Source organism: Zavarzinella formosa DSM 19928 (genome assembly GCF_000255705.1).
Classification (GTDB): Bacteria; Planctomycetota; Planctomycetia; order Gemmatales; family Gemmataceae; genus Zavarzinella; species Zavarzinella formosa.
Map to the genome: position 1 here is coordinate 5,525 of NZ_JH636439.1, position 12,633 is coordinate 18,157.

At 61.6% G+C, this 12,633-nt stretch carries 3 protein-coding genes; all 3 read right to left on the bottom strand.

The window, feature by feature from the left end:
- Positions 1–310 (bottom strand): transposase (locus BGIM_RS48055; RefSeq protein ID WP_020467937.1); only part of this gene is annotated, 310 nt, incomplete at its 3' end.
- 262 nt (positions 311–572) lie between these two features.
- Positions 573–1,109, bottom strand: a complete 537-nt coding sequence (locus BGIM_RS0100950) for an SUKH-4 family immunity protein (RefSeq protein WP_020467938.1) — start codon at positions 1,107–1,109, stop codon at positions 573–575.
- Entirely contained in the window at positions 1,084–12,354 is an 11,271-nt protein-coding gene (locus BGIM_RS62385; protein WP_157368541.1) for a nucleic acid/nucleotide deaminase domain-containing protein, read from the bottom strand. The genes BGIM_RS0100950 and BGIM_RS62385 overlap by 26 nt, the downstream gene beginning before the upstream one ends.
- Between the last annotated feature and the right edge of the window lie 279 nt (positions 12,355–12,633).

The window sequence follows — 12,633 nt, forward strand, 5'->3', positions numbered from 1 at the left end:
CAACAATCACCGTGTCCGGGTCCAGCTTGTCGGCCTGCCGGAGCAACCGCAGCAGATCGGCGTGCAGGCGGTCCCAAATTCCCAAGACTTCCCAACGGCGAAGCCGACGATGGGCGGTCCGGCCGGAACAACCAAACTCGGCCGGGATGTCCTCCCATCGGCATCCGGTGACCAGGACAAACCAAATCACCCGCAGAACGGTTCGGTGACTGACTTGGGGCCGGCCTCCGAACGGGCTGACCGGCGGCAGCGGGGGCAAATGATGACTGACCAGATCATAAAACTCATCCGACATGTGCGCGCTGGCCATGACAGCATCTCCTTGATAGGGCATCTGTCAAAAGGCGCAAATCTCATGCCGAAATAGGGGTTTTGTCAGGGCCTTTAAGCTGAGAGTCGTGACCGAGAAGACACTGGCCCTGTTGAATCTCGGGCTCAGCCTTATCTGCTTTAAAAAATTTTGCAGTTAATAATCTCAGATATTTTTAACCAGAACAATAGGAAATCCATGTGATTTTCTGCATTTTTATTCGTTGCTTAACTTGTGTATACAACAATACTTTGTCACCAAGTTAGCTTAATTCATAACTGATTTGTTCAAAAATAATTTCCCAATAACATTCTTCGTTCTCAAACGCGTTTATGTCAAAGCGTCGCATATGCTCTAATGATTTATTTGCAATTAATTTTTGTTCTTGGCTGTCCAATCCGCGGGCCCTCATTACCATCTGATGGTATATTGCCAAAAATGCAGCAAACGCATTGATATTTGAGTTCATAAATCTGGAACGCATATTCTCGCTGTCATAATATAAAATTTCGCCACTTTTAGCCTTGATACATATTGGATTTGAATCATAAAAGCCAATCTGCCAATATCCATTCGGCTCGTCCAGCAGTAATAACGGAGGATCACAAGGTTCAAATTCAAATAAAACATCATGAATAATCGGCAAGCCGACAATCTCAAAAAATTGCTTGGCTGCGATAGGAATTGGAACATCTTCAAGATGTTTTATGGTGATTTTTTTTAAATGCTCGTTTACTAAACAACTGGAAAAATCAATATTCATGGTCTCACCATTATCTATCAAGTGAACTTGCTGCATTTTTCAGAGCCTCCACGCCTGATTGTCGAGATAATCTCGTGGCACCGTAATCAAAACTCCATGACACTTCTGCTTGAGGAAATGTCTTTTGCAAGAACCGTGAGCAACCAGCAGCTTCTGTCGGGATCACACAAGGCTGAAGCTCGCTATAAATCCTTGTGACTTGATCGGCATTAATTCCTTTTTCACCCAATTCCGTAGCGATCAACCGTTCTGCATGCCCAGCAGTAAACTCACTTGATTTTACAATGGTTTTCAGGGTTCCATCGGTAGCTTTGTACTCGAACACAGCGATATTTTTTCCGCTTTCAGTCAGACCTTCTGCCGTTCGATGATATTGTGCTAATCGAGATAGATATGTTGAACCATAATCAATTTTTCCGATAGCTGGCGGCCTTGAAAATGGTATTGATATCTTGCCGTTATGCGCAAGGCGATTACAAATCTCCACATCTGGGCCACCATTGTGAACAAGTATTTCTGAATACCCAACCACATAGTTCCCAAGGCCCTCTACTTCAAAATTATAAACTGGGCAAGAATTTTTAACCTTTTCAATAACAGAAACTGGCTTTTTGCGGGATGCTGTCAATTGAACAATATCGCCAGCTTGAATGTAACAAGCCTGAACCCATCTGCCATGCAATCCTTGAGCCTTTTCATGCTCTCCATCGTATCGCGTGGAAGGTCGTCCGACTAGATTGGCTCCCTCAACAATCCAATAAGGGTGGCCCGGCGTTGATTCAAGAGTTTCGCCATCGACGGTCACACGTACAAAATCGCCGCTGTGGTAATTTTGGAAAGTTTTTGTCACTGATCGCAGTTGCCACTGTCCGTTGCTAAGATCGCAAGCCCATACCCGGTCGCCGACTTGAATCTCCTCAATCGGCCGGAATCCATTCTCTGTGGAAACTGGAGTGCCTCGCACGAAACAAGCTGTCTTCAGATATTTGATGAAACTATCCGTTGCTCCCAGCAACCGTAGAAATCCTTCGCCAATGTGAAGAATGCCCGCTTGGTAATCGTCCCTCGCTAAATCATCGGCCGCTTGGAAGCCTCTCGCAATCCCGGTCGCCCCGAGAGATAGGGCCGTTATCCCCCTCAGTTTTCTCAATCCCGAACACTCTACTTTGAACAAAGATGTTCCGATTTTTGACGATCCCAGTGTCGCAAAGAAGGCGACATCGTCCAACGCCGAAATACCCGCTTCCCCATAATGGCCATCAAGGATTTTATTTATCGTGCCGGCAATCGGGACCATGTCGACGGCCAGGAAAATATTCCTGAATTGCGATTCGGCTTCACGCCCTTTTTGCAGGTCGGCCACTCGTCGAACGGTCTCTATGAGATGCGCGCCCCTCAGTCTGACTTTGGTTGCCTCGCGAGCCCCGTCTGACAGCACGGGAAAACGTTGCACATGAATCAATTCATAATCTTGAATTGATGTGACAAGAATATTTCTGAAGGGCTCCCGGCCATCCATGGTATCGTGCTTGGTATGCCCGCAGGGCTCATAATTGGGACGATAAACAAATTGGTAAACATCTCCGTCCGGGCCAACATCCGAAAATCCCACCAAGCCATCTTGCCCACGAATCGCATTATATTTATTAACTAACTCATCTATACGCATTTGAGATAGTTTGCTGATGTCAGCTCCGACACGTTGCCCTCGATACGAAGATGGCGGAGGCGGAGGCGGAGGCGGAGTGACGGTCATCCCTCCAAAGCCTCCACCAGAACCGAGGCCGCCCTGACCGCCGGGAATGGTTCCCATTCCTCCTCCTCCGTCGCCACTCGGAGGGCTTTTAATCCCGCCCGGAAAACCATTGGTGGCTTTTTGCAACCCTGGCAAGGGTGTGCTTGGCGGAGGAGTTCCAAAACCACTGCCCGGAATGCCCGGTATGGGGGGGCTGTAAGTCTTTTCTTCACCCATCGCGCCACGCTTCACGAGGTCATACATCCCGCGGCCACTCGGGTCATTTCCATTGGTAAACCCGTTTCCGACATAGCGGGAGAGGTTGTAATCGCCGGCGGCGAAGCCCATGCGGTCCCTAGACAAGAAGGTTCCGGTGTCGTGGGTGAGGACGCGGTCGCGGAGGAAGACGAGGCCGCCGATGTCCTCCTCGCGGCCGGTGTAGCCGTAGCGGTCCCCGACGGCCGGGGTGGTCTCGGCGGTCACCTTGCCGAAGCCGTCGTAGCTGATCTGGTCAATGACCGTCCCGGAGGAATCCAGCAGGCCGGTGACGCTTCCCTGGCGGTCGGTGACGTAGAAGGCGGTCTCGCCCGCCGCCGAGATCCGGGCCAGCGGCTCGTCGACGCCGTCGCCGTACACCCGGCGCATCTCCAGTTCGTTGTCGCCGTTCAGGTCGGCCCATACGTCCCAGTTCTCCTGGCCGACGAACGACGGCCGGTTCCCCAAGGCGTCCTGCGTCACCTTCCAGCCGTCGTACAGGTAGCGGTTCTCGCTCACGACCTCGCTGGCCGCGTTGAGCTCCACCCGCCGGATGCGGTTGCCGAACACGTCATAGTCGAAGGTCACGGCCTGGATCAGATCGCCGTCCGGATTCCGGTGCTCGGCATAGGTCAGGTGGTTGTCGAAGTCATACTGGTAAGCCCACCGGCCGCCGTCTCCGTTGACGTCCACCTTGTCGGTTCGGTTGCCGTTCGCGTCGAAACCCGCCTCCCATCCGTCGAATGTCCATGCCTGGTTGCCAGGGTGCACGTTAATGTCGGCGTCGGCGTCGGTCCGGTTCCCGGCGGCGTCATACGAATGGACGGTCGTGCCGTCGCCGGTCAGTTCGTCGTTGGCATCGTAGGAGTAGGCCGTTGTCGCCCCGTTGACGGTCTGCGACGTGACCCGGCCCGCCTGGTCGTAGGCATACGTCACCGTCTGGAGCGTCGTCGTGGCCGCCGAATGCGTCTGCGTGGCCAGCCGGCCCGCGTCATCGTAGGTCTGCGCGGTGGAGCCGGCGAGGACGGTCCCGGCGGCGTCCGCATAGCGGGTCAAACCGGACACCTGCCCTCTCGCCGTGTGCCCGTAATCGACGCGGACCGTTCCCCCCTCCCCGGTCTGGACCCGGGACAAAAGCTGGTTGGCCGCGTCGTAGACGCTTGTTTGCAGGCCTCCCAGCGAGTCGGCCACTCCGGTCCGGTTCCCCGCCGCGTCGTAGTCAAACGTCATCACGGTCCCGGTCGGGTCGGTCACCCCGTCCACCCGGCCAGCCGCATCGTAGTCGAAGACATATGTGCCGGTCGAGGTCTCCCCCGCCTCCAGCAACTGCGAAGCCGCGTCGTAGACGTAGTTCTTCGTCTCCACCGTTGTGACGTCCTTGGACCATACCTCGGCCGTCAGCCGGTTCAACGCGTCATGCGTGAAGGTCTTTTCCCGGCTGGTCGCGTCAATCGAGTGCGACAGATTCCCCGCCTCGTCATACGCGTAGGTGGTCGTGCTGTCATCACCCTCCCACCGGGGCGGGGCCGTTTCCGTCAGTTTTTGGCCCAAGGCGTCGTAGGTGAACACGGTCTCGCTGCCGCCCGGATCGGTCAGGCTGGAGAGGTTTCCGGCGGTGTCATAGCCATAGCTGGTCACCCCGCCCAGCGGATCGGTGACCGTCTCGGGCCGGTCCAGTTCGTCGTAGACGGTGGCCGTGCGGTTCCCCAAGGCGTCCACTCGGGCCGTGATGTTGCCAACGTGGTCGTACTCCGTGTGCGAAGTCGCCGGGGTTGTCCCTGGCGTTGTCACCGAGGTCTGGCGATTCAGCGAATCATAGGCATACGTCGTCACCTTCGTGGCCGCGTCGATGGTGCGGATCACGTTGCCCGCCTGGTCGTACACGATGACCGTGCTGTTCCCCAAGGCGTCCGTCTGTCCGGTGCGACGGTCGGCGCGGTCGTAGGAGAAGGTCACCATGTGGCCGAGCGGGTCGGTTTGGGAAAGCAGGTTGCCGACCGCGTCATAGGCGTCGGTCGTCGTGTCCCCGGCCGGGTCGGTCATGGTTTCGGGCCGGTCGAGGTTGTCGTAGGTCGTCGCGGTCGTCCGGCCCAGCGGGTCCTGCCGGCCGGTGATGTTGCCGTTGTTGTCATAAACGGTGGTCGCGCGGCCTCCGAGGGCGTCGAGCGTCGCCACCGCCCGCCCCAGCGCGTCGTAATACACCGTCGTCGTGTTGCCCCGCTTGTCCGTGAGCGTGATGCTCGACTCGTCGAGGGCGTAGGAGGTCAGCGAACTGTGGCCGAGGGCGTCCGTCTCCACGGTCGGCCGGTTCAGGCCGTCGTATTCCGTCGCCGTGGTGCGGCCGACCCAGTCAAGCGTCCCGGTGGTGTTGCCGACCCCGTCAAGCGTGGCTGTTGTCCGCTGTCCGAGGGCGTTGACGACGGCCACCCGGCGGCCGGCGTGGTCATAGGCAAATCCCGTCGAGTGACCGTTGGCGTCGGTCTGCGTCTTCACATGTCCGGCGTCGTCATACGCCGTGACATAGCTGCCGCCGCTGGCGTCAATGACGGCCGTGGGCCGGTCCGCCTCGTCATAGACGGTGGTGGTGACGTTGTTGTCCGCGTCAACAACGACGGTCCGGTTGCCGACGTAATCATAGCCCGCCTGGGTGACGCCCCCCTCCGGGTCCGTCTGCGCGATCAGGCGGTTCAACTCGTCATACGCCATGGTCGTCAGGTGATGGTTCGCGTCCGTCCGGCTGATGGCGTTGCCGTTGGGGTCGTAGAGGGTGGTCGTGCGACCCCCCAGGGCGTCGATGACAACGGACTGGCGGCCGAGCAGGTCGTATTCGACCGTCGTGGCGTGCCCCCGCTTGTCCGTGGCCGTGACGCTCGAATCATCGCCGGCGTAAGAAGTCGACGAACTGTGGCCGAGGGCGTCCGTCTCGACCAGCGGCCGGTTGATCGCGTCGAACGTGGCCGTCGTCCGGCGGCCGGCCCAGTCGAGCGTGCCGGTGACATTGCCGACGGCGTCGAGCGTGCTGGTCGTCCGCTGCCCGAGGGCGTTGACGGTGACATGCAACCGCCCGGCGTCGTCGTATTCGTAGCCGGTGGTGTGCCTGTTGGCGTCGGTCTGCTGGGTCACCCGGCCGGCGGCGTCATAGACGGTGGTGGTGACATTTCCCTCGCCGTCGATGGTCTTGTACGGCCGCCCGGCGTCGTCATAGACGGTCGTGGTGGTGTCGCGAAGCGGGTTGGTGACGGCGACCAGCCGGGAGGCGTCGTCGTATGAATACGTGGTGACTTTCCCCATCGCATCGGTTTGCAGCACGACGCGGTCGAGTTCGTCATACGCCGTCGAGACGGTGTGGAGGTTCGCGTCCGTCCGGCTGATGACATGGCCGTTCTGGTCGTAGGCGACGGTCGTTCGCTTCTCATGGGCGTCGATGGTCACCACGGGCCGGCCGTCGAGGTCATACAGCGTCGTCGTTTGATTTTCCTTCGCGTCCGTGACGGTGGCGCTGGAATCATCCGTCGCGTAGGTGGTGGACGTCACGTTTTCGAGGGCATCGGTCACCGTGACGACCCGCCCGAGCGCGTCGTATTCATATTGCGTCACGCCGCCGCGAGGATCGGTCACGGCCGTCACCTGTCCGGCGTGGTCGTAGGCGGCGGCCGTGGTCCGGCCGGCCGCGTCGGTCGTCAGGATGACCCGCCCGTCGGCGTCGTAGTCCGTGTGGGCGGCGTGGTTGTTCGCGTCGATCTCGTCGGTCACCCGGTCCGCAAGGTCGTAGACGGTCGTGGTCCGGTGGTTCAGGGCGTCAATCGTCGCCACGGGGCGGCCGAGCGCGTCGTAGACGGTCGTGGTGGCATGCCCCAGGGCGTCCACGGTGGCCTCGACGTTGCCAGTCCGGTCGTAGACGGTCGTGGTCGTGTGGCCGAGCGGGTCGGTGGTCGAGTCCTCGCGTCCCAGGGCGTCGTAGGTCGTGGTGGTCGTGTGGCCGAGCGGGTCGGTCACGGTCGCCCAGGCGTCGTCGCCGGCATAGGCGTAGACGGTCTCTTTCCCGCGGGCGTCGATGATCTTGACGGGGCGCCCCAGTTGGTCGTATTCGGTCCTCGTCTCGTGGGATCTCGCGTCGGTTTGGGAACTGACGTTGCCGGAGGCGTCGTAGGCGGTGGCCGTCACATAACCGAGGGGATCGGTCACCGTCAGCGGCCGGTTGAGCGCGTCATACGTCGTCGTGGTCACCTTCCCGCCGGGGGCGGTGACGGTGAGGACGTTGCCGGCGGGGTCAACGTGATAAGTCGTCGGGCGGTTCATCGCGTCGTAGGTGACCGTCACCCGGCCGGCGTCGTCATACACCGTGGTCGTCCGGCGAAGCAGCGGGTCGATCATGACGGTTTCCTGGCCGGCCAGGTCGTGGATGTTGACCGTCTTGTATCCCATCGGATCGGTCACCGTCACCGAATGCGTCGCGTCGTCATATTCGGTGGTCGTGGCGTTGCCCGCCGGATCGGCCGAGGACATCACCCGGTCGTCGTTGTCGTAGGCGGTGGTGATGACGGTGACGCCCGGCCGGTCGGGCCGGATCATGCCGACTTCGCGGCCAAAACCGTCGTACACCGTGGTCGTCAGCCGGCCGAGGGCGTCCCGCGTGGCCTGGATGCGGCCAAGCGCGTCATAAATCGTGTCGGTCTCATGGCCGAGGGCGTCCACGGAACCGATGACGCGATGCGCCGAGTCATACAACGTCGTGGTTCGGTGGCCGCGAGGGTCGATGGTGGCGACCGGATAATCGGCCGAGTCGTAGACGGTCGTGGTTCGCCGGCCCAGCGGGTCGATGGTGGCGGCCACCCGGTCGTATTCGTCGTACACCGTGGTCGTGATCACGCGCAACGGTTCCTCGGCCGTCCCCGCGGGGGGCGACTCGACGGCGATCACGCGGCCGAGGCTGTCGTAGGTCGTCGTGGTGACATGGTTGAGGGCGTCCGTGGAGGTGACCGGCTCGTTGTCCGCGTCGTAGCCCGTCAGCGTGCTGTTGCCGTTGGCGTCGATGGTCGCCACGGTGTTGCCCATGAGGTCGTTGACGACCGTGGTCATGTGGCCGAGCGGATCGATGGTCTCGGTCCATAGCCCGGCGGGGTCGTAAACCATCGTGGTGACATGGTTGAGGGGGTCGGTCATCGTGACGGGACGGCCGATCAGGTCGTAGGTCGTCTCTGTCCGGGCCAGTTCCGGCGTGACCACGGCCTTCTGGCGGCCCATCACGTCGTATTCATACGTGGTCACCCGGCCGAGGGCGTCCGTGCTGTTGACCAGCCGGCCGGCCGCGTCGTATGCGCTGACGGTGGTTCGCGTGAGCCCGCCCGCGGTCTCCGTCACCAACGTCGTCTGTCCGTTGCTGTCATAACCATATTCGGTGGTGACGCCGTCCTGCCCGATGGTTTTCCACACCCGCCCGGCCGTGTCGTAAATCGTGGTCGTCCGGAGACCGTCGGCGCCCAGGCGGCCGACGGCCCGGCTCTCGGCGTCATAGGTCGTCGTGGAATTGGCGAACCCGGTGATGTCCGTCGTGCCGGCCGTCTCCCCGGTCAGGGGATCGTAGCTGGTCGTCGTCATCCGGCCGCCGGGCCTGAGGGTGTTGACCAGGCGCCGGTAAGAGTCGTACACGCTGGTGGTCACATGACCCATCGCGTCGGTGACCGTCTTCAACAATCCGTCGGAGTCATAGGTGTTCGCGCTCACCCGGCCGAGCGGATCGGTCGTTGTCAGCAACTGGCCGGCCGAGTTGTAGGTGAACGTGGTGATCCGGCCCAACGCGTCGGTGACGGTCAGCAGCGAATGATAAGGGCCGCCGTAGGAGTATTGGGTGGTTCCCCGGCCCGGCAGGGTTTCCGTGAGGACGTATCCGGCGGAATCCCTCGTCCAAGTCGAGACCCGGCCCAACGGGTCCGTCATGGAGGAGAGGTTGTTGCCGGCCCACCACGTGTAAGTCGTGACCCCGCCGTCGGGGGCCGTGACCCTGGTCGGACGCCCCTGACGGTCATACTGGGTCTTGGTTTTCTTCCCGAGCGGATCGGTGCTTTCCCCGGACGGGTCGTTCGGAATGGTGTCGTCCAGCGCCTGGCGTTCCATCGGCTTGACATCCGTCGGCGGCTGTCCCCCCTCCTGGTCGGCGGTGAGCGCGCCGTCCTCGTAGTCGTAGTGCGCCGTCTCGGGCGAGGCCTCGGCTCCCGCCCCTCCGCCGCCCGCCGCCCCGCCAAGCCGCCGGTCGGAGATCCGGCCGTCCTCGCCTTGGGTGTATGTGAGCAGCGTCCCCGCCGCCTTGGTGATCCGCGAGAGGAAATTCCCCGAGTATTCGAGCTGCACGGAGCGACTGCCGCCCGCCCCGCCCGCCTTGTGGGTGGTGATCGACTGAACGTGGTAGCCGACATAATTGAAATCGGTGACCGAGTGGTCGGCGGCGATCATCTGCGTCAGCTCGTCCGCCTTGGAATCCCCGTCCTTGTCCTCGTAGGAATATTGGAAAACCTCCCCGCTTGGGGTCTCCCAACGCGTCATGTCCCCCAGACTGTCAAACGTCAGTTTCTTGCCTTCAACGGAGACATACTGATATCCGTCCCCGAATGACGACAGGGTCCCGTAGTCTCCCGCCGGGCTCGTATAGCCTCCGCCGGAGGAAGAAACGGCGTAGAAGTCCCAGCCGGTCCCCTGGCCGACATAGTGCCGTCCGTAAACACGCAGTTCCCCGCCCGGCATCGCCGGGTAATCGGCATTCTGGGTCAATGACACCGGAACGATGGCCAGGCTGTCCGGCCTCGGGGAAGCGTAAGCCTCGGGAGACGGGTCATCGCCCCGGGGGGTGGCCGGGACGTTGATCAGGAGATCGACGTTGGACAGATTCCAGCCCTGGCCGAACTCGCTGTCGTTCCGGTTGACCGCGTAGACGAAGCCGGTCACGTTTTTCTTCTGCGCCTTGCAGTCGGAATAAGTGGCCGTGAACTCGACCTTGAACCGGTGCTGGCCGGTCTTCTGGTCCGGCGGGGCCCGGAAGGCGATCGTGAACGGCCCCGACTCATAACCGTCCGGCAAAGGCACGCCAAAGCCATCGGCGTCAACCCCCGCGAGATCCCCCGTCCGGGTGATCCGCAGGCCGTCCCACCACAATTTGGCCGTGATCCCCGTGGGAATCCCCTCCGACGGATTGGTGGCGACCACGACCTGCACGATCGGCGCGGTGTTCACCTCGCCCGAATCATAATTAAGCGAAGGCAATTGGCATCCGCACGAGGCCGGGGAGACGTCGAGGTCGAGTTTTTCGCTGAGTTTCAAGTCCGAGGTGCTGACCTGATATCCCTCGCCGCCGGCCAGAAACTTCCGGGGGGTGATCGTGAAACTCGCGCTCGCGCTCCCCTCGTTGCCCGCCCAGTCGGGCACCCGCACCCGGACCTTGTGGGTTCCCTCGTCAAACGGCAGATCCAAGTCCAGCGTCGCCGTCCCGCGAATCCCCGCCGAGTCGAGCGTGAGGGAGGCGCCGCGCAGCCCCTTTTCGCTCTCCTCAAAAACGCCGTCGCCATTTATGTCAATGTCGACTTTGGCGGCGACATTGTGTGATGTGCCCGGGGGATGGGGATGTTCGGGATCTTCCCAATAGAGGCCGTAATAGAGATCCGGCGGCGTGTAATAAGCGGGCAAATCCTCGGCGGTGATCTGGACAGTGATGTGCCCGTTCCGATACGGCGGCTCCGGCGAAATTCCATTGATCGAGACCGTCGGCGTCGTCAGGTCGATCCAGCGGTCCTCCTTGTTCGACTCGTCCGACTTGGCCGACCCGTATTTGTAGGTCGCCTGGAACTCCCAATGCTCCTGGGTCAGCATGTCCGGCGCCAGCGTGAGGGCCCAGTGGCCGCTCGAGTCGGCGGTTACCGGACCCGCCTCCTTCGGCTCGTGTCTGTTGTCGTCATTTTCGTCGATGACGCCGTCGTGATTGGTGTCCCTGGGCACGATGTTCGCCGTCAGGGTCACCGCGGAGCCCGGCCGGGCGGTCCCCGTGAAGACCTGGGCGCTGACTTTCGTCAGTTTGTCGTCGTTCAGGGCGCCCGTGTCCGGCGTCACCGTGTCGATCGTCGGAACCGGCATGTCCTCGATGACGACCCTCGCCGTGTCCGGGCTTTGCTTCACATAGGACTTGTCGGTTGCCGCCATGATCGTGAAGTCGGCATATTCGTCCCCCTCGGTCAGCGTGTCATGGAGCGGGTCCACCAGCACCGTCACCGAGCTTTGCATCTTGTCAAAATGGACCGGATAACCGCCGGATAACAAATAATCCCCTCCGTAGGTCGCAGTGCCGTCGGACGTGAGATTGACCGTTAGCGCCCGGTCGAGATAACCTGTGCGGATCACCGTGAAGTAACCCTTCTGGCCCGGATAATTGTCGGTCTTCTCCAGGGCGTTTTGCACGGTCGGCGAGATCGAGACAATCGCCTCGTTGTCGTCGATGTGGATGGTCGCCTCGCCGCCGCCGGATGAGATCTGATACGATCCGCCGGATGAGGTCCCCGGGTCGGACGAGACGGTCAGGACCACCGATTCGGCGGGTTCGATTAGCACGTCGTCGATCGGGTTGATGTCGAGCACGACGGAGTCCTCGCCGTCGGCGAAGGTGACCGACCCGGAGGGGGTGTCGTAGTCCGTGCCCGGGAGGGCCACCCCCGAAAGCGTGTAATAAACCGTCAGCGCGCCGTTGGTGTTGCTGCGGTTGAACACGAAATGACCGGGCATCGGCGTCTCGCCGGCGAGAGTCTCCGCGCCGTCGCCGTCGTCCCCGACGGAGACCCAGGAGTCGTTGTCCCGGATGGTGACGGTGGCGGTCCCGTCCCCGCCGGAGGCGGCGGCATAGCTCGGGTTGCTGACGGAATTGATGGTGAGGACGACCGTTTCGTCGTCCTCGACCAGCGTGTCATTGACCGGCGTGACGATCAGGTCGGCCGAGTCGCCGCCGGAGGGAATGGTCGCCGTGCCGGAGATGGAGTAGTCGCCGGAGGAGGCGGTTCCGCTCAGGGTGTAGGCGACGGTCACCGCACCGCCGTCGCCGCCGGATTGCCGGTGAAAGGTGAACTTGCCGGTGTCGGGGCCGGCCTCGGAGGCCGAGGGGTCCGGCGCGGTGACCGTGATTTTGGCGTCGTTGTCGTGAATGATGACGGTGGCCGCGCCGCCGCTGACCGTGTAGCCCGTGCCCCCGCCGCCCGAGGGGGTCAGGACCACGGTTTCATCCCCTTCCACAAGGGTGTCGTCGATCGGGTTGACGGACACATCGACGTACGTGCCGCCGCTCGGGATGACGGCCGTCGTGCCAAGTGATGTGTAATCCGTGCCGGAGGTCGCCCCGCCGCCGACCGAAAAGTAGACTGTCAGGGCGCCGCCGGAACTGTCCCGGGAAATGCGGAACGCCCCGGCCGTCGCCGGCTCCGACGCGTCGGACTGGCGCGTGACCCATACGGTGGTCCCCCCGGATCCGCCGCCGCTTCCCCCCGAGCCGCCGCTCCCGCCCGAGTAGCTGTCGTTGTCGTGGATGACGAGGTCGGCGCTTCC